The sequence below is a fragment of the Actinomyces sp. Marseille-QA0893 genome, from assembly GCF_976954355.1.
The window spans coordinates 526,348-552,277 of sequence record NZ_CDRJSY010000001.1 but is presented as its reverse complement, the minus strand read 5'-3'; the positions used below and the strand labels follow the sequence as shown (position 1 = coordinate 552,277).

Genomic DNA, 25,930 nt, shown 5'->3' with positions numbered 1-25,930 from the left:
TGTGTTTTCAAGCTTTCAAAACATTTTTGAATCCAATAAATTCGGGTTGTCGAAGCAACAAATACTCCCTTGGCTCGGTAAACTCGCAACTGTCCATCCAGCCTACGCAAAGGTGCGCCCCCAATTGGCACCTGAGCTTTTCACGACAGATGGGTTTACTCCTCATGCACCGTGTATATCCTTCGACGCGCCAGCACACCCTCCGACGCATTTTCATTGCAACACTGCTCTCCACCACGCTTGGAGTCGGAACCGCCGTACTTCCCGCACAGGCCGCTCCTACGGCTCCCTCCACTGACGCAACACCAACGGCACCGCATACGACGCAGACGGTTTCGCAGCCTTCTGAAGCCTCGGTGACTGCCACTCCTGAATCCAGCGCCTCACTCGCACCCGAAGAAGCCCCCACGCCCACCACCCAAGGTAGGCGTGTCGCTCGCTCAACTGTCGCCTCGGAAATCCTTCTTGAGCCGCAAAGGAACACCACCCAGGTGCGAGTGCGCCTCGGCGATGACGCCGCAGCCGATATCGCAGACACAATCGATACTGTTCACGTTCGAGTGACGATGAACTACCGCGGTAAGGTCACTCGCGAGATCGACAAGAAGATTCCACTCGCTCAGGTGCAGGAGGGAAACTACTCTCTCGACTTTGGAACCTTCGGAAAATTCACTGCTTCGGTTACTTTGGAAAAGAACGGGAACACTGTTCGCGCTCTGTCCAACCAAACTATTGGCGTGACTGCAGATAGCTACAACATCGCACCGGTCAGCGCGACCTTACCCGTAGCGATGTTCTCCTTGAACTTGTGGGGAGAAAACTCGATTCGTAAATCCGGCCCGGTAATCGCGATGTTTGAGCGCCCGAACGCGTACAACTGGAAGGCGCTGCCCGGACCTGAGGCTGATAACTACGGCGTTTACGGGCTTCCCTACCTGTCCGAAAAGGAAATCGCCCTCCAACCCGGTGGCTTCGACGAGGCCTCGCAGCAGTTCCGTGATCGCATCGACATCGTCGCCGACTACGTGCGCGACCTTCGCGAACTGGACCCCTCATCGACGATCAACCTCTACGTCGTTGACATCTTCGTCAACGTTGTCCAGAAAGTCATTTACGCGAATCAAATCCCGCAGGATCACTACACGATCCGTCTGATCACTGACGGTGCGTACTCCTACGTGAAGTTCCCAGACGTCTATAAAGATGGAAATCCCAAGGGGACGCACGAACGATTGATGCGTGAGTGGAAAGACCTGAAGGCAAAGACCTATGCCAAGGGGCGTGCCGAGTACCCTGCTGATAGTACTTGGGAGATGTCGCCGTACTTGTGGGCGATGGTTGATTCTGAACCGAATGCACAGTGGTGGCTCTCCCGGCCGAAACTGCTGAGCTCGCCCGGAGATGGAGACGCATTCGCCAAGGAAGTTCAGAGCTCTTCCAAGGTCAAGGCCGTCAATATCTCTGCTCTGCTCAAGACCAATATCGCGCCCTCTGCTGAAGCGACAGCTCAGTTCAAGGCCCTCTATAACTTCAATGACGGCTACTTCAACGACGCTGAGAAACAGGGCAAAGAAGTCATGCTCATGCTCGGAACCCACCTGAAGCAGGAGACTGGCTTTGAAGACTATGCGCGATTCACGCAGAGCTACTACGGGGATCGCTACCTCTACTACTACAAGGGACATCCTGCGACCCCTACCGAGCTTTCTACCGCAAAGCAAGATGAACTCAAGCGCCTTGAAATGACCGATGTAGATGCCTCAATCGCTGCGGAGCTCATCCTGTTCTTCAATCCGGGCATTGATGTTGCGGGGTATGAGTCATCAACCTTTGCCAGTACGCAGCCGGGTAAAGCGAAAGGTGTCTTCAACCTGACGAAGACCAAAGCAATGGAATCCGAGGCTTCGCCCTACCGCGGGCTTGAATACTGGATCGTTCCCATGGACAAGGCCGAAAGCGAGTTCAAGAAGCTGTGTCCAGGCGGTCACACCTGCTACCAAGTTGAATTCTCTGACTCAATCAGCGCGAAAGAAGGCTATACCCACGCACTGTGGGATGCGACAGACTCCGTCATTATCTACTACAAGAAGAACGGCAATTCCTTCGAGAAGATCCGCGTCCAAAATGGCGTGGGTACTAAGTCGTCGGTTGAAGCGGGCGAGTACTACATCAAGTCCGCGCTCGCAGATGACCTGGTGCTCGATGTTTGGGCGGCGAGCCGAAATGATGGCGCGAATGTCCAGCTGTGGAACGCGAACTTAAGTGGCGCTCAGAAATGGCGGGTTTCCTACGATGCGGAAGGCCTTGCGACCATCACGAATGTCGCCTCGGGTAAGGTCCTTGACGCGCAGTGGGGATCATCCCGCCCCGGAACGAATGTCGCTCAGTGGAGCGGTAACGGGAGCCGTGCTCAAAAATGGAAGATCGTGACCGGTGACAAGGGACGTATCACCATTGTTTCCGCCTTGGATCCTTCGATTGTCCTTGATATCTCGGCGGGAGGGCGATTCTCCGGCGCAAACGTTCAACTGTGGACGGCCAATGGCTCAGACGCTCAGAGCTTCGCGTTTATCCCGACGAAGCCATCCGTAAGTGCTGAGGGACAGGCAGATATTGCCCCGGGTTACTACTCGATTTCCAGTGTTGTGAACCCTGACATGATCATGGCTCTTGCGGATTATTCTTTGGATAACGGCGCAAAGGTCCATGCGTGGACCAACTACGGATTCCACGACCAAATGTGGAAGATCTCCCGTGACGGCGATGGCTACTACCGCCTCGAAAATGTCTGGTCGAATAAATCCCTGGATAGTACAGATGGGACGCCCATTCCGGGCCGCCAACTTCAGCTCTGGACAACGGATCTGAATAACCCGAATCAAAAGTGGGTGATCACTTCGGTCACGGGCGGGGCCTACATGCTTCGCAATGTGGGAACGGGATTGGTCGTCGACCTCAGTGCCGGTATTGCTCAAAATGGCAGACCCATTGACGGTTACCTTGCAAATGGCACGACCGCTCAGCAGTGGCGCCTCGACAAGCTCAACGACCCCATCAGTCGTTTTGATGATGCCGCCGATGCAACGCGTGGCCTTGTCGAAGATGGGATTTACGAGATCGAACCGATTGCCGCTCCCGGAAAGCGTCTGGATGTTCAGTGGGCGTCACAGGACGCCGGCGCACGCGTGTGGCTCTATTCGGCGAATGGTAGTTCAGCGCAAAAGTGGCGTGTCAGTCACGATGCTCAGGGCTATGTCATTTTGACGAATGTTGGCTCAGGGAAGGTTCTGGATGTCTACGGTGCCAGCAAAGCCTTTGGGACCAAGGTGACTCAACAACCTGCAAACGGTACTCATGCGCAGAAATGGATGGTCGTCGAGACCGAGAACGGTGATCTAGCCATTGCATCCGCTGTTGCCCCCTTGCTGTTCCTCGACCTAGAGGGCGGGCGAAATGCTGATGGAACGCCTCTGCAGACCTACGGATACAACGGTTCAAAGGCTCAGCGTTTCCGCTTCATCAAGCAGTAATCGCTAGAACTCTATAGAGATGGGGCGCCCGCGCAGAGTACGCGGGTGCCCCTTTTCACTGAGTGGCGACTTTGAACACGCTCGCCTTAGGGAAGTCGCCAATCAATCGCTGTTGCCCCCTGCTGCGCAAGCAGCGCGTTTGCGCGGCTAAAAGGCCTCGAGCCAAAGAAACCGCGCCTGGCCGACAGGGGAGAGGGGTGCACAGACTCAATCGCGGGAGTATCCCCCAACTGCTCGCGCAGAGACTGCGCATCTCGTCCCCACAAGATTGCAACCAGTGGAAGACGATTCCCCGAGGAATCGCGGCGCTCAACCAGAGCATCAATGGCCCGTGAGGTCACTTCTTCCCATCCCATCTTCCGATGAGAGCCAGCCTGTCCGGGGCGAACCGTCAATACGCGGTTGAGAAGGCACACTCCCTGTCTGGACCAAGGGGTCAGATCCCCGCTGGTTGGCATGGGAACGCCCACGTCGGTGGTGAGTTCCTTAAAGATATTGCGCAGAGATGCGGGGAAAGGAACGCCGGGTGCAACAGAAAAACTGAGGCCCATCGCATGCCCGGGAGTGGGGTAGGGGTCTTGGCCGACAATGAGGACTTTCACCTGATCCAGAGGGTAGGTAAAAGCGCGTAAGACATCGCTTCCGGCGGGAAGATACCCATGCCCAGCCTCGACTTCAGCGCGCAGCTGCGCACCTAGCTCATGAATTTTGTCTTCAACCGGGGCCAGTGCACGTGCCCACGAGGGGTCAATCACTCGATCCAAAGATTCCACGGACCTACTGTAGCCGCAGGCTTGCCTAGCCGCGGCCTCGTCAATCGGTTGAAATGGGGAAATCTCAGCCACGCGGAGAGGGACTATGCGCGGGGATAGTGTTTTCGCTACTCTGAAACCGTGACTTCTCAGTATCCAAAGGATGAATTTGACCGCGCCGGCGAAGACATGCCCCAGGGCATGCACCTTCAGCAGCCCTCGCGTTGGAAGAGCGTGTGGCCCTTCCTCGCAGTGCTGGTGATTGTTCCCGCGGCCGCATGGGGGATCAGCCACATCCTGACCTCGGGTGGCTCGCAGCCGAAGGCTACGAGCAGCGTCACTGCGACGGCATCTGCCAGCGCAAGCGCGACCACTCCCTCTGCTTCTCCTTCTTCCGAGGCCACCGCCTCGCCCTCCGCGTCGGCGACGACAAGTGAGACCCCCTCTCCCTCGCCGAGCATCCCGGTGCGTCACTCCGCGAAGATTTCCGTGCTGAACGGAACCGGAACTCAAGGTCTTGCTGCGCAGAAGGTTTCTGCACTGGCTAACGCCGGTTTTGATGGTGCAAGCGCCGCAAATGCGCGTGGCTGGGATACCGAAGTCACGACCGTCTACTACGAGGATCCCAACCTCAAGCCCACCGCTGAAGAGGTCGCAAAAGTCTTGGGAATCTCGCGCGTTGTTCAAACGCAGACGGGCGATCCCGACGTTGTTGTTGTTCTCAAGTAACTAGGGGACTGCGGGGCTCGTGTTGCGCTGAAGGCAATACTTCGCGTTACACTTTCTAAGCCCCAATAGCTCAGTCGGTCAGAGCAGCGGACTCATAATCCGTGGGTCGTCGGTTCAAGCCCGACTTGGGGCACTGGAAGCGTTTCTACGCTGAAGTAGTTCTGGGGGCAACCTGAACGTGAGGTTGGACATATTGTCTGTCGAGCGTTGCGCCCCTATATCCCTGTGCCTATGATGAGTATTTGCGCTTTATTGTGCCCGAGGTGACCCGTATCCATTCGCTGTAATAGGCGCTGGGCGGATGCGGACGGTGTCAGTTAATGGGTCGAAAAGCGTGTGCGCGCAATGAAAACGCAGGGAAGGACCCCCGTTGGCTGCAAGTACCAACACTGCCAACCAGCCCAAGAACCGCATTTCTTTCGCTAAGCTCCGCGAGCCTCTGCAGGCACCGAATCTGCTCGGCCTGCAGACCGAAAGCTTTGACTGGTTGCTGGGAAACGATGCATGGAAAGCACGCGTGGATGCCGCAAAGGCTGCTGGACGCGTAGATGTTCCGGATGTCTCCGGTCTTGAAGAAATTTTCCAAGAGATCTCGCCGATTGAAGACGTGGCTCGTACCATGTCGCTTTCGTTCCGCGATCACCGCTTGGAACGACCGAAGTACTCCGTTGAAGAGGCGAAGGCTAAGGATTACACCTACTCGGCACCCATGTACGTGACAGCCGAGTTCATGAACTACAACACGGGCGAAATTAAGTCGCAGACCGTCTTCATGGGCGATTTCCCGCTCATGACCCCCCGTGGCACGTTCATTATTAACGGCACCGAGCGTGTCGTTGTCTCGCAGCTCGTCCGTTCGCCGGGCGTGTACTTCGAGCGGACCTCGGATCGCGCATCCGACAAGGAAATCTTCAACGCGAAGATCATTCCCAGCCGTGGTGCATGGCTCGAGTTCGAAATCGATAAGCGTGACGCCGTGGGCGTGCGCATCGACCGTAAGCGTAAGCAGTCGGTGACGCACTTCCTCAAGGCTCTTGGCCTGTCCGAGGCCGAGATCCGCGAGCACTTCGCCGCCTACCCGGTGCTTCTTGAGACCCTCGAGAAGGACACCGTTCGTACCCGCGACGAGGCGCTGACCGATATCTACCGCAAGCTGCGTCCGGGCGAACCCGCCAACGTTGAAGCCGCTGAGGCTCTGCTGCACAACTTCTACTTCGATCCCAAGCGTTACGACCTGGCAAAGGTCGGCCGCTACAAGATCAACAAGAAGCTCGCTGTTGACACCCCGGCCGATAGCCCCGAACTGGTGCTCTCCATCGGCGACATTATTGCGACCGTCAAGTACCTGCTTGCCCTGCATGCCGGTGAGAAGACCTTCGCAGGCGTCCGTCACGGTGAACCCGTCGAGGTTCGCGTCGAGTCTGACGATATTGATCATTTTGGAAACCGTCGTATCCGCGCCGTGGGCGAACTCATCCAGGCGCAGGTGCGTACGGGCCTTGCACGTATGGAACGTACCGTTCGTGAGCGTATGACCACGCAGGAAACGGACTCCATCACGCCGCAATCCCTGATCAACATCCGTCCTGTTGTGGCTGCAATCAAGGAGTTCTTCGGAACCTCGCAGCTCTCACAGTTCATGGACCAGAACAACCCCCTGGCTGGCCTCACACACAAGCGTCGTCTGTCGGCCCTGGGTCCCGGTGGTCTGTCTCGTGACCGCGCCTCCATGGAGGTTCGTGACGTTCACCCCTCGCACTACGGTCGTATGTGCCCGATTGAAACCCCTGAAGGCCCGAACATTGGTCTGATTGGTTCGCTGGCAACCTTCGCCCGCATCAACCCCTTCGGTTTCATCGAGACCCCCTACCGTATCGTCCGCAACGGACAGGTCACCGACGAAGTCGAGTACCTGACCGCCGATGACGAAAAGGGCCACTTCATCGCACAGGCTTCTTCGCCGGTCGATGCTGATGGACACTTCATCGATGAGCAGGTTTTGTGCCGTGTTGCCGGCGAAGACCCGACACTCATCGCTCGTGATCGCGTGGATTACATGGACGTTTCTGCTCGCCAGATGGTGTCCGTGGCAACCGCGTTCATCCCCTTCCTCGAGCACGACGATGCAAACCGAGCCCTCATGGGCGCGAACATGCAGCGTCAGGCCGTGCCCTTGCTCACCACGGAAGCTCCGCTGGTGGGTACCGGTATGGAGCAGCGTGCCGCACACGACTCTGGCGAAATGGTTATCGCCCAGCACTCCGGTGTTGTCACCGAGGTCTCGGCAGACCTGGTTGTCGTCACGACGGATGAAGGCGGACGCGACACCTACCGCCTCGAGAAGTTCGAGCGCTCCAACCCCGGTAACTGCACGAACCAGCGCGTGATTGTTGACGAAGGTCAGCGCGTGGAAGAAGGCGACGTGCTCGCCGACGGTCCCGCCACCGACAATGGTGAAGTCGCACTGGGTAAGAACCTGCTGGTTGCGTACATGTCGTGGGAAGGCCTCAACTACGAGGACGCCATCATCTTGAGCCGTCGCGTTGTCGAAGAGGACGTCCTCACCTCGATTCACATCGAAGAGTACGAAGTCGACGCGCGCGAAACCAAGCTCGGTGAGGAAGAAATCACCCGCGATATCCCCAACGTCTCCGAGGAATCCCTCGCGGACCTGGACGAGCGCGGCATCATTCGCATCGGCGCCGAGGTGACCGCCGGTGACATCCTCGTCGGTAAGGTCACCCCGAAGGGTGAAACCGAACTGACCTCCGAAGAGCGCCTGCTGCGCGCCATCTTCGGTGAGAAGGCTCGCGAGGTTCGCGATACCTCGCTGCGCGTTCCCCACGGTGAAGAAGGCATCGTCATTGGCGTTCGTGAATTCAACGACGACGAAGACGATCTCAACCCCGGCGTGCGCCAGACGGTTCGCGTCTACGTTGCCCAGCGCCGCAAGATCACCATTGGTGACAAGATGGCAGGCCGCCACGGTAACAAGGGCGTTGTGTCCAAGATCCTCCCGGTCGAAGATATGCCCTTCCTCGAGGACGGCACCCCGGTTGACATCATCCTCAACCCGCTGGGTGTCCCCGGCCGTATGAACGTCGGCCAGGTGCTCGAGTACCACCTTGGTTGGCTCGCCCACCAGGGTTGGGACGCCTCGGAAGCCGTCAAGGCTGGCGAAGAATGGACGAAGCACCTTCCCGAAGAAGGCATCGTCGTCGCCCCCGAGACCCCCGTGGCAACCCCCGTCTTCGACGGCCTCGAGGCCGAAGAACTCGCCGGTCTGTTGCGCAACGTCAACCCCAACCGCGATGGTGACGTCCTCACCAACGCCGAGGGCAAGGCGCGCCTGTTCGACGGTCGCTCTGGCGAACCCTTCCCGTACCCGATTGCAGTGGGCTACGCCTACATGCTCAAGCTGCACCACCTGGTTGACGACAAGATTCACGCTCGCTCAACCGGCCCGTACTCGATGATTACGCAGCAGCCTCTGGGTGGTAAGGCCCAGTTCGGTGGCCAGCGCTTCGGTGAAATGGAAGTGTGGGCCCTGGAAGCGTACGGCGCAGCCTACGCCCTTCAGGAACTGCTCACTATCAAGTCCGATGACACCACCGGACGTGTCAAGGTTTACGAGGCGATCGTTAAGGGCGAGGACATCCCCGAGCCCGGCATCCCCGAATCCTTCCGTGTTCTGATCCAGGAAATGCGTTCGCTGTGCCTGAACGTCGAAGCTCTCGACGCAGCCGGCAACGTGATTGACCTGCGTGAAGAAGATGACGACTTCAATGCGCGTGAGGAACTGGGCATCACTCTTGATGCGCGTCCGAACGCCGCGGCGACCATCGATGCGATCTGATAAGGAGCAATGACTTTGCTGGACGCCAAGACGTTCGACAGTTTGAAGATCACCCTGGCCACGGGCGAGGACATCGCCTCGTGGAGCCACGGTGAAGTGAAGAAGCCGGAGACCATCAACTACCGCACGCTCAAGCCCGAGCGCGACGGTCTGTTTGGTGAGCAGATCTTCGGTCCCACCCGCGACTGGGAATGCGCGTGTGGTAAGTACAAGCGCGTGCGCTACAAGGGCATCATCTGCGAAAAGTGTGGTGTCGAGGTGACGCGCTCCAAGGTGCGTCGTGAGCGTATGGGTCACATCGACCTGGCAGCTCCCGTTACCCACATTTGGTACTTCAAGGGTGTTCCCTCGCGCTTGGGCTACGTGCTGGATCTGGCTCCGAAGGACCTCGAAAAGGTCATCTACTTCGCTGCCTACATGATCACCGAGGTTGATGAGAAGGGCCGTGACGAAGACCTGATGGATCTTCGTTCCGAGCTCGAGGTCGAAAAGACCCACCTCGAAAACCAGCGCGATGCCGCTATCAACGAATTCGCAGAGCGCTTGGAAGCCGAGATCGCTGAGCTCGAAGCTGCCGATGCCTCCGCAACCGAGATTGAACGCCGCCGCAAGGCTGGCGAGCGCGACATGGCCAAGATCCGTCGTCGTTACGAGGGCGATATCGAAGGCCTGGAGACCGTTTGGGAGCGCTTCAAGTCCCTCAAGGTCGGCGACCTTGAAGGTGACGAGCGCCTGTACCGCGCGATGGTTGCTCGCTACGGCACCTACTTCAAGGGTGACATGGGCGCTTCTGCTATCCAGAAGCGTCTGCAGACCTTTGATCTGGAAGCCGAAGTCGAACAGCTGCGTTCGATCATTCAGAACGAGAATGGTCCCCGCAAGACTCGTGCGATCAAGCGTCTGAAGGTCATCAACGCATTCGTTGCGACCGGCAACAAGCCCGAGTCCATGGTTCTGACGAACATCCCGGTTATTCCGCCGGATCTTCGCCCCATGGTTCAGCTTGATGGTGGCCGTTTTGCGACCTCTGACCTCAACGACCTGTACCGTCGCGTGATCAACCGCAACACCCGACTCAAGCGTCTGCTCGAGCTGGGTGCGCCCGAGATCATCGTCAACAACGAGAAGCGCATGCTTCAGGAATCCGTTGACGCGCTCTTCGACAACGGCCGCCGTGGCCGTCCTGTCGCAGGCCCCGGTAACCGTCCGCTCAAGTCCATCTCTGACATGCTCAAGGGCAAGCAGGGTCGTTTCCGCCAGAACCTTCTGGGTAAGCGCGTGGACTACTCGGGTCGTTCCGTTATCGTCGTTGGACCTCAGCTCAAGCTCCACCAGTGTGGTCTGCCCAAGCAGATGGCTCTGGAGCTCTTCAAGCCCTTCGTTATGAAGCGCCTGGTTGAGAAGAACTTCGCGCAGAACGTGAAGGCTGCAAAGCGCAAGGTTGAGCGTCAGCGCCCCGAGGTGTGGGACGTCCTCGATGACGTTATCCGCGAGCACCCGGTTCTGCTGAACCGTGCACCTACGCTGCACCGCCTCGGCATTCAGGCCTTCGAGCCTCAGCTCATTGAAGGTAAGGCAATTCAGCTTCACCCGCTGGCTTGTGGCGCCTTCAACGCTGACTTCGACGGTGACCAGATGGCAGTTCACTTGCCGCTGGGTGCAGAGGCGCAGGCTGAAGCCCGCATCCTCATGCTGTCGACCAACAACATTTTGAAGCCCTCGGATGGACGCCCCGTGGCCATGCCCTCTCAGGACATGATCATTGGCCTGTTCCACCTGACCTCGGATCCCGATCCCTCGGTTGAGGTTGCCCGCGATGAGAATGGCGAGGAAATCGTCCCCGTGTTCTCCACTGTTGCCGAGGCCCGCATGGCCTTCGATAACGGCGATCTTCACCTGAACCAGCGCGCTCGTATCCGTTTCTCGGGTATCGTTCCTCCGCTGGATTGGGAAGCTCCCGAAGGCTGGAGCGAGGGCGACGACATCATTCTGGAAACCTCGCTGGGTCGCGCGATCTTCAACGAGCAGCTTCCTGTTGACTACCCCTTCGTGAACGAGGTCGTCGGCAAGAAGCAGCTGGGCCAGATCGTTAACACCCTCACCGAGCGTTACCCGAATGTCCTGGTTGCGGACTGCTTGGATGCCCTCAAGTCGGCCGGCTTCCACTGGTCGACCTGGTCGGGTATCACCATTGCCTTCTCGGACATTCAGGCGTCCCCGAACAAGCGCGCGATCCTTGCTCGTTACGAGGCCAAGGCCGCCGAGATCCAGGATCAGTTCGAGACCGGTATCATCCTCGAGGAAACCCGCTACGAAGAGCTGGTTGACCTGTGGCTCAAGTGCACCGAAGAGGTCGCGCAGGATATGCGTGAACACTTCACGGCACGTAACACCGTGTACCGCATGGTTTCTTCCGGCGCACGTGGTAACTGGTCGCAGGTCCAGCAGCTTGCTGGTATGCGTGGCCTCGTGTCCGACCCGAAGCAGAAGCTCATCGAGCAGCCCATTAAGGCGAACTACCGCGAGGGCCTGACGGTTCTCGAGTACTTCATCGCAACCCACGGCGCTCGTAAGGGTCTGGCCGATACCGCTCTTCGTACGGCAGAGTCGGGCTACCTGACCCGTCGCCTCGTCGACGTCTCGCAGGACGTGATCGTTCGCGAGGCCGACTGTGGCACCCGCCAGGGCGTGCGCATCCAGATCGCGCAGAAGAACTCTGCGGGAGAGTGGGAAGCTCTGGACACCATCGAGACCACGGCGTACGCACGTACCCTTGCTCGCGATGCGGTTGCAGAAGACGGTACCGTTGTTGCTCCGGCAGGAAGCGACTTGGGTGACGATCTGCTCGCACAGCTCGTTGCAGCTGGCGTGGAGGAAGTTGTCTGCCGCTCCGTCCTGACCTGTGAATCTCAGGTCGGCACCTGTGCGACCTGCTACGGTCGTTCGCTGGCCACCGGCAAGCAGGTTGACATCGGCGAGGCCGTCGGTATTATCGCCGCTCAGTCGATTGGCGAACCCGGTACCCAGCTGACGATGCGTACCTTCCACACTGGTGGTGCGGCCTCGGCAGCCGATATTACGCAGGGTCTGCCGCGTGTTCAGGAACTCTTCGAAGCGCGTAGCCCGAAGATTGAAGCCAAGATGAACGAGGCCGCTGGTCGCGTTCACATTGACGACGAAGATCCTTCGGTGCGTCGCATCGTCATCATCCGTGATGACGCCAAGGAAGACCTGGTCATCGAGGTTTCTCGCCGCCAGAAGCTCCTGGTGGAAGAGGGGCAGCACATCGATGCCGGTACCGCACTGACCGAAGGTCAGCTGGATCCCAAGGAAGTTCTGCGCATCATGGGCCGTAACGTGGCCCAGAAGCAGCTCGTCGACGAGGTCCAGAAGGTTTACCGCGATCAGGGCGTGGGTATCCACTCCAAGCACATCGAGGTCATCGTTCGCCAGATGCTCCGCAAGGTCACCATCCTGGAGCCGGGTGACACGACCTTCATGCCGGGCGAACTGGTTGACCGCATGGCCTACCTCGCGCAGAACCGTAAGGTTGCTGCCGAGGGTGGACAGCCGGCTTCCGGTCGTCAGATGCTCATGGGTATCACCAAGGCATCGCTGGCAACCGATTCTTGGTTGTCTGCTGCATCCTTCCAGGAGACCACGAAGGTCCTGACCGAGGCCGCAATGAACGGCAAGTCGGATCAGCTTCTTGGCCTCAAGGAGAACGTCATTCTCGGTAAGCTCATCCCGGCTGGTACCGGCCTGTCGCGTTACAACAACGTTACGGTCGAGCCCACGCCCGAGGCTCTGGCGAACTCGAACTACACCGAGCTCGATTTCCAAGACGGCCAGGTGTCCGCGGACTTCCTGGATGCCCTTGGTGCAATCGATTTCGGTATGACCTTCAAGGAGTGACCGCCTCAGCGGTTTCCTGAAGCTCCCCGGCCTCTTCCGCGTAAGCGTGACGAGGCCGGGGTTCCTTGTCGTGTCTGCTTGCTTGCCCTGAGCGCGCCGGGGATGTCTCACGGCGGCGCAGATCAAGCACTGGCGGCGACGATCGAACATTACAAGTTCAACAATTTGGAAAGCTGACGCGCGGATGCTAGATTGGCTGCACACTATCCGTTAACGCTTAAGGATGTCTCCTCATGCGCCTGTCCAAGAAGCTGGTCATTGCTGCGCTCGGCTCCGCGACCCTCGTTCTCAACTCGTTGGCAGCCTTCGCCGCCGGTCCCACGATTGAGGATACGGAAGGTCCGCTTGTCCGGATCGCCATCTCCGACACGCTCAACTGCTCGATCAACTACAAGGGCGATAGGTACAACGAGTTCTACAACGGTTACTCCACTACGAATCCAGCCGACTGTGGAACCTTCCTCGCTGTGGGATCCGAGCTCTTCGGTCCGGGTGTGCTGAAATCTCGTTCGGCGAAATCCATGGGGACGATCGCCTGGACGCCGGTCTCGCAAACGAAGTCCGGCATGGGTACCCAAGCCGATCCGTGGGTCCTCACGACTGTCGTTCGCGGCGGCGGATTCGAGATCACGCAGACGGATACCTACTCAACGGGCAATGACTTCTACGCGACGACAACCTCGGTGAAGAACGTCTCGGGTGCAGCTCAGGACTTTACTCTCTACCACGCGGCAGATTGCTACCTCCAGGACGACGATTACGGCTTCGGCGAGTACGACGCAAACACGGGGACGGTCATCTGTCGAGCGAAGGATCCGGAAACCGGCGAGCATTCGGATCGTGGCCGAGTCGAACAGTTCGTCCCGACGACCGCCGGTTCGAACTACTACTACGGTGCCTTCTACCAGGTCTGGGATAAGGTCGAGAATCGTACGCCGCTGCCCAACAAGCTCGAGCGCGCAGATTCCAACCGGGACAACGGCATGGCTCTGAGCTGGACTCGTACCCTCGAGCCGAATGCGACGGTCGACTACTCTCTCGTCACCTCCTTCTCGCCGAAGGGCCAGGTCGCGCTGTCCTCCGCGACGTGCGCCGTCGCCCAGCCGGGCGCCGACTCCACCGCGACGCGCACCATCGGCGTGACGATCACGAACCCGAACCGTGATGTCAAGTCGGTTCAGACGGTCGTTGCAACCCTGTCGGACGACGCCACCTACGTTCCCCAGTCGGTCAGTGGCGCCCCCGAGCCGACGGTCGCGGGTAAGGTTCTGACCTTCAAGAATCTGGAGCTTCCCGCCAACGGGTCGGTGAAGTTCTCGTTCCTTATCGCCGGCAGCGCTGAGGTTACTCCGCTCGTGAAGATCTCGGGGACGACGACGAGTGGTGCAGCCATCGTCGAATCCGATACCTCGCAGTCTTCGACGTGCGATTTCCCCGAGCTTCCGACTCCCGAGCAGTCCCAGCCGACTCCCGAGCAGCCGCAGCCCACGGCCGAGCAGTCCCAGCCGACTCCTGAGCAGGCGCAGCCCACTGCCGAGCAGTCCCAGCCGACTCCTGAGCAGCCGCAGCCCACGGGCAGCAAGAGCACTGAAGGCAACAAGCTTGCCAGCACCGGCGCAAACACCGGAGTTGCCATCGCGTTCGTCGGCCTGCTAGGCGTCGCTGGCGTCGGCCTCGTAGCGGCGAGGCGCCGCGCACACTGATCGGAGATCCGGTCGACAACGTCACAGGGCTCGGTCCCCACGAGGGGCCGGGCCCTCGTGCATCCCCTGTGATTGCCATCGTCGGTGACGGGGCTGATACCGCCGTGGCGCCCCGGCATTAAGCTCCGCGGGCCCGACCTCGGTCAGGGAGCGAGGCTGTCGGGGAGAGAGACTTTCTGCGTGGCGGCTAAGGCCTTCGTCTGTCTTCTGCTGTTGTCCCGTTGTGTGTCGTTATATCGGGACCGGTCGGTGTCCTCCGTATGTCTTCTGTCGTCCGCGGCGCGTCGTCCTCCGCACTCTGCCCTTCGCACTTCTCACTCTGTACTCCGCCATCTCCTGGTTTAGCTCACTGATTCCGGGCCTATTGCTGTTCTGAGGCCGCAGGTGAGCGAGCTATAACAGGAATGTGTGAGCCAAACCCGGAGTCCGGTTGGTCATCGGCGCTCACAAATGAGGCTGAGCGATGTCTCTTTGTATGGATGCGACGTTTCGGTCCATCGCATTCAGCGCTGGGAAGAGACCACATTTGTGCGCATTCTGAACTCGGCGGAAGACGTCTTATCCCTAAATGTGAGGCAATAGCACGACGTAAAGCTGCGAAGTCTTCAAGGTCTGCCCAAGAGACTCTGAAGATGTTCCATCCGAGATTAATGAGATCCTGCTGGCGTTGCATCCATGCGCCTTCTGCGGATAATCCATCTGAACGCTGAAGAGAAAGTTTGCTCACTCCATCTGTCTCGATGATCAGGTGGAGAGCGGGAATAACAATGTCGCCGAAGTAGCGACCATATCTGCCGTGAATCTCAAACTGCGTCGCAACTTCGCCGGAATAAAGAGTGCGAACTACCCAAAGAACCGCGGCCTCGAAAATGTTTTCGCAGCCACCGTCGGCAAAAGCGAGAATCGAATGTGCGATCGCAAAGTTCCTGTGCGATCGCCGATCATCTAAAACGGCGAATAGTTTTTCTCTTGCTATCTCAACGCGAGTGCGAGAGATTTCCAGCGCAAAACGCGAAAAGTCTGAAAGCGAATGTAACGCCATACATGCGGCGACAAAGGTCTCAAGAGGTTCTTCGTTGAGTGCAATTCGAACTACTGCACTTTCAATAGACTCAACAACGAGGCCCTCGGGAAGTCGTACCACCGCGTGGGGTTGCTCAGAACGCAGAGTAATCGCACACGGAGGAACGCTCTTGTTCTGAAACTGCACACAAGAGAAGGGGATAGTTCTTCTACACCCGTCTTTCCGCCAATACTCAACATTGGGATTCGTGACCCACGTAGGGATTGAGTGAAGGAGCAACGCGGATCTTCCGGTAAATATACGGACGCTTCGGGCGAGCGCAGCTGATGCGAATATGCGGGAGAGCGCAACGGCCTGCCACAAATCCCAAAGACGAACGTTGTCTGGGGAATGAAAACGCGCATAATACCCGCGGCGAATTCGGCAGACTTCCGAATCTTCGCGTAAATGACGAAATGTATTATGCCGAGTTTGAATGTTCTCTATGGTGACGGTACTCATCTCGTCAGTGTCTCTAAACCTATGGACTTTAAAAGCGAGAATCGTGTTGCTGTGGAAAACGCCGATGCGCTGGTATTCCTGTGGAAATGGGTATTCCTGTGGAAAGAGGAATAGTGAGCAGTGCGATAGGGAGCTTTCACCGGAATGAGGTTCTGCTCTAGTGCGGTGCACTCCTGGTTTAGCTCACTCGTTCCGGGCCTATCGCTGTTCTGAGGCCGCAGGTGAGCGAGCTAAACCAGGAATGGGGGAGCGGAACCAGGAATGGGTGAGCTAAGTCAGAAGTGGGCAGTCCCACAAATAATGTGAACAATCTGGCTTTGACGGGAGTGGGAATAGCTGACTATTCTTGAACGCGGTACCCGTGACTGTACGGGTTTCCTATGTCCACGTTATGTGTGGACAGTTCCCGAGCGGTTCTTCTCCGTGATCTTATCGCGGCGACTATGAGCCAAATGTGGAACGCGCGGGCTCCGTCCGTCGGAGCTCCGGGTGTCATTCTCTGACGCGGCTTAGGCCCGTTATCATGGCACGCCGGCCCCTGGCGGATCGCTGTGCGCGCTGGGGGATAAGGACAGTCATGGAAGACTGAGACATGGGTTTAAGGAAATCCTTAAACCGTAGACGGAATTGAACTGGAGAACCAGTGCCTACCATTCAGCAGCTCGTCCGCAAGGGCCGCAGCACCAAGCGCGCAAAGGTGAAGACCCCCGCGCTCAAAGGCTCGCCCCAGCGTCGCGGCGTGTGCACCCGTGTGTACACCACCACCCCTAAGAAGCCGAACTCGGCTCTGCGTAAGGTCGCTCGTGTGCGCCTTTCGTCGGGCATCGAAGTCACCGCGTACATTCCCGGTGAAGGCCACAACCTGCAGGAACACTCGATCGTCCTCGTTCGTGGCGGTCGTGTGAAGGACCTCCCCGGCGTGCGTTACCGCATCGTCCGTGGCGCCCTCGACACCCAGGGTGTCCGTGGCCGCCAGCAGGCCCGTTCCCGTTACGGCGCAAAGAAGGAGAAGAAGTAATGCCTCGTAAAGGCCCCGCTCCCAAGCGCCCGCTGGTCGATGACCCGGTATACGGCTCCAAGATTGTGACCCAGCTCGTGAACCGCGTGCTGCTCGACGGTAAGAAGACCGTCGCAGAGCGCATCGTTTACGGCGCACTTGAAATCGTTCGTGAGCGCACCGAGCAGGAACCTGTTTCCGTGCTTAAGCGCGCACTGGACAACATTCGCCCGGCCCTCGAGGTTCGTTCCCGCCGTGTTGGTGGCGCGACCTACCAGGTTCCGGTTGAGGTTCGCCCCGCACGTGCGACCACCCTCGCACTGCGTTGGCTGGTGGACTTCTCACGCCAGCGTCGTGAGAAGACCATGACCGAGCGTCTCGCCAACGAGATTCTCGACGCCTCCAATGGTCTTGGCGCCGCTGTCAAGCGTCGTGAGGACATGCACAAGATGGCTGAGTCGAACCGCGCGTTCGCTCACTACCGCTGGTGATCACCCCTCCCGCTTCGCGATGACCCCATCCGGAGCGGGCAGGATGTTTTAACACCCTCACTTCAAACGAAGGACTGATGTAGTGGCACACGAGGTGCTTACTGACCTCAAGAAGGTTCGCAACATCGGCATCATGGCTCACATCGATGCCGGCAAGACCACCGTGACCGAACGAATCCTGTTCTACACGGGCATTAACTACAAGATTGGTGAGACGCACGATGGCGCCTCCACCACCGACTGGATGGAGCAGGAAAAGGAGCGTGGTATTACCATCACCTCCGCAGCCGTGACCTCCTTCTGGAACGGAAACCAAATCAACATCATCGACACCCCCGGTCACGTTGACTTCACGGTTGAGGTTGAGCGCTCGCTGCGCGTCCTCGACGGTGCAGTCGCTGTGTTCGACGGTAAGGAAGGTGTCGAGCCCCAGTCTGAGACCGTGTGGCGTCAGGCTGACAAGTATGACGTCCCCCGTATCTGCTTCATCAACAAGATGGACAAGATGGGTGCGGACTTCTACTTCTCGGTCCAGACCATTCGCGATCGCCTTCACGCAACCCCGATCGTCATGCACCTGCCCATCGGCGCGGAGAATGACTTCGAGGGAACCATCGATCTGCTGACCATGGAATCTGTGCGTTACCCCGCCAAAGACGAGAACGGCCAGCCCACCCTTGGTGCGCTTGTCGTCCGCGGCGAGATCCCCGCAGAACTCCAGGAGAAGGCGGAAGAGTACCGCGAGGCCCTTATCGAGGCAGCAGCGGAAGGCTCCGATGAGCTGACCGAGGCCTACCTCGAAAACGGCGAGCTGACCATTGAGCAGATCAAGGAAGGCGTGCGTGCACTGACCATCTCCGGTCGCGCATTCCCCGTCTTCTGCGGTACCGCACTTCGTAACATGGGCGTTCAGCCCGTGCTCGACGCGGTCATCGACTACCTGCCCTCGCCGCTGGATATCCCCGCGGTTCGCGGCTTCAAGCCCGGTCATGACGACGAAGAGCGCAACGAGGTCCGCGAGGCCTCGGAGAAGGAACCCTTCGCAGCGCTCGCATTTAAGATCGCAGCTCACCCCTTCTACGGCAAGCTGACCTTCGTCCGTGTTTACTCGGGCAAGCTGGAGGCAGGCTCGCAGGTTCTTAACTCGACCAAGGGCAAGAAGGAGCGCATCGGCAAGATCTTCCAGATGCACTCCAACAAGGAAAACCCGGTCGAAGAGGCACATGCAGGCCACATCTACGCGGTTATCGGCCTGAAGGACACCACCACTGGCGATACGCTCTGCGCGATCGACAAGCCGGTCGTCCTCGAGTCCATGACCTTCCCGAAGCCCGTGATCCACGTGGCCGTTGAGCCCAAGTCGAAGGCCGACCAGGAAAAGATGGGCGTTGCCATCCAGAAGCTGGCTGAAGAGGACCCGACCTTCACGGTTGAGCTCGATGCCGAAACCGGCCAGACCGTTATCGGCGGTATGGGCGAGCTTCACCTCGACATCATCGTCGACCGTATGCGTCGCGAATTCAAGGTCGAGGCAAACGTTGGTAAGCCCATGGTTGCTTATCGCGAGACCATCCGTAAGAACGTCGAAAAGTTCGAGTACACGCACAAGAAGCAGACCGGTGGTTCCGGTCAGTTCGCGCGCGTCATCATTGCACTCGAGCCCATCCCGGCTGGTTCCGAAGAAGAGTACATCTTCGAGGACAAGGTCACCGGTGGACGCGTTCCTCGCGAATACATCCCCTCGGTCGACGCTGGTATCCAGGACGCCATGCAGAATGGTGTTCTTGCCGGTTACCCGATGGTCGACGTCAAGGCAACCCTGCTTGATGGTGCATACCACGAAGTTGACTCTTCGGAAATGGCCTTCAAGATCGCCGGTTCGATGGCATTCCGCGAAGCCGCAAAGAAGGCTTCTCCGGTTCTGCTCGAGCCGATCATGGCCGTCGAGGTCCGTACGCCCGAAGAGTACATGGGCGACGTCATCGGCGACCTCAACTCTCGTCGTGGTGCAGTCCAGTCCATGGACGAGCAGCACGGTGTGCGCGTGGTCCGCGCACAGGTTCCGCTGTCCGAAATGTTTGGTTACATCGGCGATCTGCGTTCCAAGACGCAGGGCCGCGCGGTGTACTCCATGCAGTTCGATAGCTACGCCGAGGTCCCGCGTAACGTCGCGGATGAGATCATCGGAAAGTCTCGGGGCGAGTGAGTCCCACAGGGTTGGTCACGGCTAAGAAACCTCTTAGTTGTGACCAACCTGACAAGAATCAATAAACCTGTAGGTCTCATGCCCCATTGGGTGTTATGCTGACACCTAGCCATAGGCTGAGAATTTCTACCCGAGTCCAGGAGGACACAAGTGGCGAAGGCCAAGTTCGAGCGCACCAAGCCGCACGTCAACATCGGTACCATCGGTCACGTTGACCACGGCAAGACCACGCTGACTGCAGCAATCACCAAGGTTCTGCACGACAAGTACCCGGATCTGAACGAGTTCACCCCCTTCGATCAGGTCGACAACGCTCCTGAAGAGCGCGATCGCGGTATTACCATTAACGTCTCTCACGTTGAGTACCAGACCGAGAAGCGTCACTACGCACACGTTGACGCCCCCGGCCACGCTGACTACGTGAAGAACATGATCACCGGTGCGGCACAGATGGATGGCGCCATCCTCGTTGTCGCCGCCACCGACGGCCCGATGGCCCAGACCCGCGAGCACGTTCTGCTCGCCCGTCAGGTCGGCGTGCCCACCATCCTCGTCGCCCTGAACAAGGCCGACATGGTTGATGACGAAGAAATGCTGGAGCTCGTTGAGGAAGAGGTCCGCGACCTCCTGTCCTCGCAGGGCTTCGACGGCGAGAACGCTCCCGTCATCCAGGTTTCCGCACTCAAGGCCCTCGAGGGTGACCCCGAGTGGACCGCCAAGGTCGAAGAGCTCATGGATGCTGTGGACGACTACGTTCCCACCCCCGAGCGCGACATGGACAAGCCCTTCCTCATGCCGATCGAAGACGTCTTCACGATCACCGGTCGTGGCACCGTCGTCACCGGTCGTGTCGAGCGTGGCAAGCTGCCGATCAACTCCGAAGTTGAGATCCTCGGTATCCGCGAGCCTCAGAAGACCACCGTCACCGGCATCGAAATGTTCCACAAGTCGATGGACGAAGCATGGGCAGGCGAGAACTGTGGTCTGCTTCTCCGTGGCACCAAGCGCGACGAGGTCGAGCGTGGCCAGGTTGTGGCCGTCCCCGGCTCCATCACGCCTCACACCGACTTCGAGGGCCAGGTCTACATCCTGAAGAAGGAAGAAGGCGGACGTCACAACCCGTTCTTCTCCAACTACCGTCCTCAGTTCTACTTCCGTACCACCGACGTGACCGGCGTCATCACCCTCCCCGAGGGCACCGACATGGTCATGCCTGGCGACACCACTGAGATCACCGTTCAGCTGATCCAGCCCATCGCCATGGAGCCCGGCCTCGGCTTCGCAATCCGCGAAGGTGGCCGCACCGTTGGTTCCGGTCGTGTGACCAAGATCCTGAAGTGACTTTGTTGATCGCATAGCGATCGCTGATTCTTCAGTAGAGCAGGTCCGCTCAGTTGAGCGGGCCTGCTTCTTTTTGTTGCAATTGCCGAGGCCATGGCAAGTTTCGGTACGTGATGCTTCCCTAAGCGTGGGGGAGTGGGTGCCAGCTCTTTGGGGGGAAGTGCACCGAATTGGGTGATCTGCGACTGCTATGAGGCCTCGGTGATGGAAAAAATTACCCGATTCAGCTGGGGAAGTGACCGATCTGACTTTGCGACACGCCCGAGTGCGGTGTAGTGTAGGAACTCGGTGCGCACAGTACCTCCACTGGAGCAATGTGTGCGCATACCTTCTATGTCAGTGGATTCACACAGGTTTCCTTGGCTTCAAGCTTGAGGAGACCTGCGTCTTTCTGCGAAAATAGGAGGGTTGCCCTACTAGAGGTAGGGCGGTTAGGCAGTGCAATCACTGTTTAACCGGGCAAAATGCCCAAGATCTTTGGACAAGACGCCGGTCCGCATCGGGCGCTCTCGCGAAGAGTGACACGCCCGAGTACGGGTACCGGCGCCGAATCTGTACGAGAAGAGGTAAGACGGCATGGCGGGACAAAAGATCCGCATCCGGCTCAAGTCGTATGACCACGAGGTCATCGACAGCTCCGCGCGCAAGATCGTGGACACCGTGCAGCGAGCAGGTGCCACTGTCGTGGGCCCGGTGCCGCTGCCGACCGAAAAGAACGTGTTTGTCGTGATTCGGTCGCCCCATAAGTACAAGGACAGCCGCGAACAGTTTGAAATGCGTACGCATAAGCGGCTCATCGACATCATCGACCCGACGCCTAAGGCCGTCGATTCGCTCATGCGTCTCGATCTGCCCGCGGATGTCAACATCGAGATCAAGCTCTGAGGTAATCTGCAATGACAAAGAATAAGCAGCACGCTGCTGCGCCTGTTCAGGCGCTGCTCGGCCGCAAGCTCGGTATGACCCAGGTTTGGGACGCCGACGGCCGCCTCGTGCCCCTGACTGTCGTGCAGGTCGGCACCAACGTCGTTACTCAGCTCCGCACTGAGGAAACCGACGGATACACCGCAATCCAGCTTGGCTTTGGCGAAATCGATGCTCGCAAGGTGACCAAGCCCCTGGCTGCTCACTTCGCAAAGGCTGGGGTTGCTCCCCGCCGTCATCTCGCCGAGGTTCGTACCTCCGAGGCTGATAACTTCGAGCTCGGTCAGGAACTGGACGCTTCCATCTTTGAAGCAGGACAGCTTGTCGATGTTTCCGGTAACACCAAGGGCAAGGGATTTGCCGGTGTTATGAAGCGTCACGGTTTTGCTGGCGTGTCCGCATCTCACGGTTCTCACCGTAACCACCGTAAGCCCGGTTCGATCGGTGCTTGCGCAACCCCCGGTCGCATCTTCAAGGGTCAGCGTATGGCTGGCCACATGGGTGGTGTCCGTCGTACCGTCCAGAACCTGCACGTGCAGGCCGTCGACGTGGAAAAGGGTCTGCTCCTGATCTCGGGTGCTATCCCCGGACCTAAGAACGGCATCGTGCTGGTTCGCTCCGCTGTGAAGGGTGCGTGATCATGTCTGAAATCCGTACCATCGATGTTCTGGACCTGAAGGGCAAGAAGGCCGGTACGGTCGATCTTCCCGCAGAGGTCTTTGACGTTGAGACCAATATTCCGCTGATGCACCAGGTCGTCGTCGCTCAGCTTGCTGCAGGCCGTCAGGGCACGCACGCAACCAAGACGCGCGGCATGGTTTCCGGTGGTGGCAAGAAGCCGTTCCGCCAGAAGGGCACCGGTAACGCTCGTCAGGGCTCGATCCGTGCACCTCACTTCACCGGCGGTGGCATCGTCCACGGTCCGCAGCCCCGCGATTACTCGCAGCGCACCCCCAAGAAGATGAAGGTGGGCGCTCTTCGCTCGGCTCTGTCAGACCGCGCACGCAATGGTCGCATCCACGTCGTGACCGCTCTGTTCGAAGGTGAGAAGCCCTCGACCAAGCAGGCACTGGCTGCGGTTCGCGCTCTTGTTGCCGATCGTCCGGCACTCGTCGTGCTCGAGCGCGGCGACGAGCTCACCGCTCTTTCGCTGCGTAACGCACGCGAAGTTCACGTGCTGTGGGCCGATCAGCTCAACACCTACGACGTCCTCGATCACGAAGATGTCATCTTCACCCAGGGCGCCCTCGAGGCATTCCTTGGCACCAAGGAGGAAACGAAGTGAGCTCGATCGAATCCGCTAAGAACCCCCGCGACATCATCCTGCGTCCGGTTGTTACCGAAAAGTCCTCCATCCTGATGGATGAGGGCAAGTACACCTTCGAAGTTGATCCTCGCTCGAACAAGACCGAGATCAAGATGGCGATCGAAGCAATCTTCGGCGTGAAGGTTGCTTCTGTGGCGACGCAGAACCGCAAGGGCAAGGTTTACCGCACTCGCAACGGAATCGGCACGCGCAAGGATGTCAAGCGCGCGATCGTGACCCTGCGTGAAGGCACCATCGACATCTTCGGCGAGCAGGCCTGAGCGTCGGAGAACTAGAGGAAAATCATGGGAATTCGCAAGTACAAGCCCACGACCCCGGGTCGTCGTGGTTCGAGCGTCTCTGACTTCGTCGAGATCACTCGTTCCGAGCCCGAAAAGTCGCTGGTGCGTCCGCTGCACAAGACTGGCGGCCGTAACAACAACGGCCGTGTGACTGCCCGCCACCGCGGCGGCGGCCACAAGCGCGCCTACCGCGTGATCGACTTCCGTCGTCACGACAAGGACGGCGTGCCCGCACGGGTTGCTCACATCGAGTACGACCCCAACCGCACCGCTCGTATCGCTCTCCTGCACTATGCAGATGGCGAGAAGCGCTACATCCTGGCACCCGCCAAGCTCAACCAGGGCGACATTGTCGAGGCTGGCCCCGCGGCCGATATCAAGCCCGGCAACAACCTGCCCCTGCGCAACATCCCCCTCGGTACTGTGATCCACGCTGTGGAGCTCTACCCCGGCGGTGGCGCAAAGATTGCTCGTAGTGCTGGTACCTCGGTTCAGCTCGTCGCAAAGGAAGGCCGCTTCGCTCAGCTGCGTATGCCCTCCGGTGAAATTCGCAACGTCGAAATCACCTGCCGCGCAACCATTGGTGAGGTCGGCAACGCCGAGCAGTCCAACATCAACTGGGGCAAGGCCGGCCGTATGCGCTGGAAGGGCAAGCGCCCGCATGTCCGTGGTGTTGTTATGAACCCGGTTGACCACCCGCACGGTGGTGGTGAAGGCCGTACCTCTGGTGGTCGTCACCCTGTGTCGCCTTGGGGCAAGCCCGAGGGCCGCACCCGTCGTCCGAACAAGGCCAGCGACCGCATGATCGTGCGTCGTCGCAAGACCGGCAAGAATCGCTGAGTAGGAGCTGGGAATGCCTCGTAGTTTGAAGAAGGGCCCCTTCGTCGACGATCACCTTATGAAGAAGGTTGACGCGGCGGTCGAATCCGGCTCGAAGAACGTTATCAAGACCTGGTCGCGTCGTTCGGTCATCACCCCGGATTTCCTGGGACTGACCATCGCCGTGCACGACGGTCGCAAGCACGTGCCCGTTTTCGTCACTGAGTCGATGGTGGGCCACAAGCTCGGAGAGTTCGCTCCCACGCGTACTTTCCGTAGCCACGACAAGGACGATCGCAAGGGACGTCGGCGCTGAGCCGGCCTTGCGTACGGAAGAAAAGGCAGGATTTCATGGAAGCCAAGGCGCAGGCGCGTTTTGTCCGCGTCACGCCCCAGAAGGCACGCCGTGTCGTGAACGAGGTTCGCGGCAAGGCTGCTTTGGAGGCAGCCGACATTCTGCGGTTTGCCCCGCAGGCCGTCGCCACCGATGTCCGCAAGGTTCTCTTGAGTGCCGTCGCTAACGCGAAGGTGAAGGCAGAAGCCGCTAAGGAGACCTTCAACGAGGCGGATCTTTTGATCCTCGAAGCCTTTGTTGATGAAGGTCCCACCATGAAGCGCTTCCGCCCCCGCGCTCAGGGCCGTGCAGGACGCATTCTTAAGCGCACGAGCCACATCACCGTTGTGGTCGGCACTAAGGAAGATCAGAAGAAGGGAGACCGGTAAATGGGCCAGAAGGTTAACCCCACCGGGTTCCGCCTGGGAATCACTACTGATCACCGGTCTCGTTGGTTCTCCGATTCGACGACTGCAGGTCAGCGTTACGCCGACTACGTCGCAGAAGACGTCGCAATTCGTAAGAACCTGACTGAGAATCTTGAGCGTGCAGGTATTGCAAAGGTCGATATTGAGCGTACGCGTGACCGCGTTCGCGTCGATCTGCACACCGCTCGCCCCGGTATCGTTATTGGTCGCCGCGGAGCAGAAGCAGATCGTCTTCGCCAGAACCTGGAGAAGCTCACCGGCAAGCAGGTTCAGCTGAACATCCTCGAGGTCAAGAACCCCGACTTGGTTGCACAGCTGGTCGCACAGGGAATCGCCGAGCAGCTCGCTGCCCGTGTGTCTTTCCGTCGTGCGATGCGTAAGGGTATTCAGTCCGCACAGCGTGCGGGAGCCAAGGGCATCCGTGTCCAGGTCTCCGGCCGTCTGGGTGGCGCTGAAATGAGCCGTAGCGAGTTCTACCGCGAAGGCCGTGTCCCGTTGCAGACCCTGCGCGCGAACATCGACTTTGGATTCCACGAGGCGCGTACCACCTTTGGTCGTATTGGCGTCAAGGTGTGGATCTACAAGGGCGATATCACCGAGCGTGAGTTTGCCCGCCAGCAGGCTGAGCAGGCCAACCGCGGCGGACGCCGTGGTGGCGAGCGCCGCAACCCGCGTCGCGGCCAGCGTGGCCAGCAGCAGCAGGAGAACACTCAGCAGCAGGAAGCTTCAACTGAGGCCCCTGCCGCTACCGAGACCGGAACGGAGGCCTGAG

At 59.0% G+C, this 25,930-nt stretch carries 19 protein-coding genes and 1 tRNA gene; 18 read left to right on the top strand and 2 right to left on the bottom strand.

Annotation, left to right across the window (positions count from 1 at the left end):
• Window positions 1–164 precede the first annotated feature (164 nt).
• Window positions 165–3,530, top strand: coding sequence for an RICIN domain-containing protein (locus tag ACWNMW_RS02590; protein ID WP_449489919.1), 3,366 nt, complete (start codon window positions 165–167; stop codon window positions 3,528–3,530).
• Between the two features lie 86 nt (window positions 3,531–3,616).
• Here the strand turns inward: ACWNMW_RS02590 and ACWNMW_RS02585 are convergent, their stop codons facing one another.
• Window positions 3,617–4,303 carry a uracil-DNA glycosylase gene (locus tag ACWNMW_RS02585; protein WP_034501292.1) on the bottom strand — a complete coding sequence of 229 codons (687 nt, stop codon included), beginning with the start codon at window positions 4,301–4,303 and terminating at the stop codon, window positions 3,617–3,619.
• Between the two features lie 120 nt (window positions 4,304–4,423).
• Here ACWNMW_RS02585 and ACWNMW_RS02580 point away from each other — a divergent pair, with 120 nt between their 5' ends.
• The 5 genes from ACWNMW_RS02580 (at window position 4,424) to ACWNMW_RS02560 (ending at window position 14,485) form a co-directional block, all read left to right on the top strand.
• Complete coding sequence (locus ACWNMW_RS02580; RefSeq protein WP_449489918.1) at window positions 4,424–5,011, top strand: LytR C-terminal domain-containing protein; 588 nt, start codon at window positions 4,424–4,426, stop codon at window positions 5,009–5,011.
• 59 nt (window positions 5,012–5,070) lie between these two features.
• Window positions 5,071–5,144, top strand: a tRNA-Ile gene (locus ACWNMW_RS02575).
• A 237-nt stretch (window positions 5,145–5,381) separates the two neighbouring features.
• Entirely contained in the window at window positions 5,382–8,867 is a 3,486-nt protein-coding gene (rpoB, locus tag ACWNMW_RS02570; protein WP_034501295.1) for a DNA-directed RNA polymerase subunit beta, read from the top strand.
• A gap of 15 nt (window positions 8,868–8,882) precedes the next feature.
• Entirely contained in the window at window positions 8,883–12,782 is a 3,900-nt protein-coding gene (gene rpoC, locus ACWNMW_RS02565) for a DNA-directed RNA polymerase subunit beta' (RefSeq protein ID WP_449489982.1), read from the top strand.
• A 233-nt stretch (window positions 12,783–13,015) separates the two neighbouring features.
• Entirely contained in the window at window positions 13,016–14,485 is a 1,470-nt protein-coding gene (locus ACWNMW_RS02560; RefSeq protein ID WP_449489917.1) for an LPXTG cell wall anchor domain-containing protein, read from the top strand.
• Window positions 14,486–14,846: 361 nt separating this feature from the next.
• On the opposite strand, the gene ACWNMW_RS02555 is transcribed toward ACWNMW_RS02560, so the two are convergent.
• On the bottom strand, window positions 14,847–15,695 hold the full coding sequence (locus ACWNMW_RS02555) for a hypothetical protein (protein WP_449489916.1): 849 nt from the start codon (window positions 15,693–15,695) through the stop codon (window positions 14,847–14,849).
• A 958-nt stretch (window positions 15,696–16,653) separates the two neighbouring features.
• Between ACWNMW_RS02555 and rpsL the strand changes: the two genes are divergently transcribed.
• The 12 genes from rpsL (at window position 16,654) to rpsC (ending at window position 25,929) form a co-directional block, all read left to right on the top strand.
• Window positions 16,654–17,028 (top strand): 30S ribosomal protein S12, encoded by a 375-nt coding sequence (gene rpsL / locus ACWNMW_RS02550; RefSeq protein ID WP_034501299.1) that lies wholly within the window; start codon window positions 16,654–16,656, stop codon window positions 17,026–17,028.
• Entirely contained in the window at window positions 17,028–17,498 is a 471-nt protein-coding gene (gene rpsG / locus ACWNMW_RS02545) for a 30S ribosomal protein S7 (RefSeq protein WP_034501300.1), read from the top strand. Before rpsL ends, rpsG begins: the two co-directional genes overlap by 1 nt.
• Window positions 17,499–17,580: 82 nt before the next feature.
• Window positions 17,581–19,704 carry an elongation factor G gene (gene fusA / locus ACWNMW_RS02540; protein WP_449489915.1) on the top strand — a complete coding sequence of 708 codons (2,124 nt, stop codon included), beginning with the start codon at window positions 17,581–17,583 and terminating at the stop codon, window positions 19,702–19,704.
• 150 nt (window positions 19,705–19,854) lie between these two features.
• A complete protein-coding gene (tuf, locus tag ACWNMW_RS02535; protein ID WP_034501302.1) occupies window positions 19,855–21,045 on the top strand; it encodes an elongation factor Tu in 1,191 nt (396 codons plus the stop codon).
• 576 nt (window positions 21,046–21,621) lie between these two features.
• A complete protein-coding gene (rpsJ, locus tag ACWNMW_RS02530) occupies window positions 21,622–21,930 on the top strand; it encodes a 30S ribosomal protein S10 (RefSeq protein ID WP_009408775.1) in 309 nt (102 codons plus the stop codon).
• A gap of 11 nt (window positions 21,931–21,941) precedes the next feature.
• Entirely contained in the window at window positions 21,942–22,607 is a 666-nt protein-coding gene (gene rplC / locus ACWNMW_RS02525; protein WP_034501305.1) for a 50S ribosomal protein L3, read from the top strand.
• 2 nt (window positions 22,608–22,609) lie between these two features.
• A complete protein-coding gene (gene rplD, locus ACWNMW_RS02520; RefSeq protein ID WP_449489914.1) occupies window positions 22,610–23,254 on the top strand; it encodes a 50S ribosomal protein L4 in 645 nt (214 codons plus the stop codon).
• Window positions 23,251–23,556: a 50S ribosomal protein L23 gene (gene rplW, locus ACWNMW_RS02515; protein WP_034501306.1), complete on the top strand. Its 306-nt coding sequence runs from the start codon at window positions 23,251–23,253 to the stop codon at window positions 23,554–23,556. The genes rplD and rplW overlap by 4 nt, the downstream gene beginning before the upstream one ends.
• Before the next feature lie 24 nt (window positions 23,557–23,580).
• Window positions 23,581–24,417: a 50S ribosomal protein L2 gene (gene rplB / locus ACWNMW_RS02510; protein WP_034501308.1), complete on the top strand. Its 837-nt coding sequence runs from the start codon at window positions 23,581–23,583 to the stop codon at window positions 24,415–24,417.
• A gap of 13 nt (window positions 24,418–24,430) precedes the next feature.
• The gene (gene rpsS, locus ACWNMW_RS02505) at window positions 24,431–24,712 is read left to right on the top strand and encodes a 30S ribosomal protein S19 (protein ID WP_009408780.1); all 282 of its coding nucleotides are present in this window, start codon (window positions 24,431–24,433) and stop codon (window positions 24,710–24,712) included.
• A gap of 35 nt (window positions 24,713–24,747) precedes the next feature.
• Window positions 24,748–25,119, top strand: coding sequence for a 50S ribosomal protein L22 (gene rplV / locus ACWNMW_RS02500; protein ID WP_034501311.1), 372 nt, complete (start codon window positions 24,748–24,750; stop codon window positions 25,117–25,119).
• Window positions 25,120–25,929, top strand: coding sequence for a 30S ribosomal protein S3 (gene rpsC, locus ACWNMW_RS02495; RefSeq protein ID WP_034501315.1), 810 nt, complete (start codon window positions 25,120–25,122; stop codon window positions 25,927–25,929).
• Window position 25,930 lies beyond the last annotated feature (1 nt).

Coding starts and splice junctions, on each gene's coding strand:
- ACWNMW_RS02590 (WP_449489919.1), top strand. CDS start 165: ATGCACCGTGTATATCCTTCGACGCGCCAGCACACCCTCCGACGCATT.
- rplC (WP_034501305.1), top strand. CDS start 21,942: ATGACAAAGAATAAGCAGCACGCTGCTGCGCCTGTTCAGGCGCTGCTC.
- rpsG (WP_034501300.1), top strand. CDS start 17,028: ATGCCTCGTAAAGGCCCCGCTCCCAAGCGCCCGCTGGTCGATGACCCG.
- rplV (WP_034501311.1), top strand. CDS start 24,748: ATGGAAGCCAAGGCGCAGGCGCGTTTTGTCCGCGTCACGCCCCAGAAG.
- rpsJ (WP_009408775.1), top strand. CDS start 21,622: ATGGCGGGACAAAAGATCCGCATCCGGCTCAAGTCGTATGACCACGAG.
- rplB (WP_034501308.1), top strand. CDS start 23,581: ATGGGAATTCGCAAGTACAAGCCCACGACCCCGGGTCGTCGTGGTTCG.
- ACWNMW_RS02560 (WP_449489917.1), top strand. CDS start 13,016: ATGCGCCTGTCCAAGAAGCTGGTCATTGCTGCGCTCGGCTCCGCGACC.
- rpsC (WP_034501315.1), top strand. CDS start 25,120: ATGGGCCAGAAGGTTAACCCCACCGGGTTCCGCCTGGGAATCACTACT.
- rpsS (WP_009408780.1), top strand. CDS start 24,431: ATGCCTCGTAGTTTGAAGAAGGGCCCCTTCGTCGACGATCACCTTATG.
- rplD (WP_449489914.1), top strand. CDS start 22,610: ATGTCTGAAATCCGTACCATCGATGTTCTGGACCTGAAGGGCAAGAAG.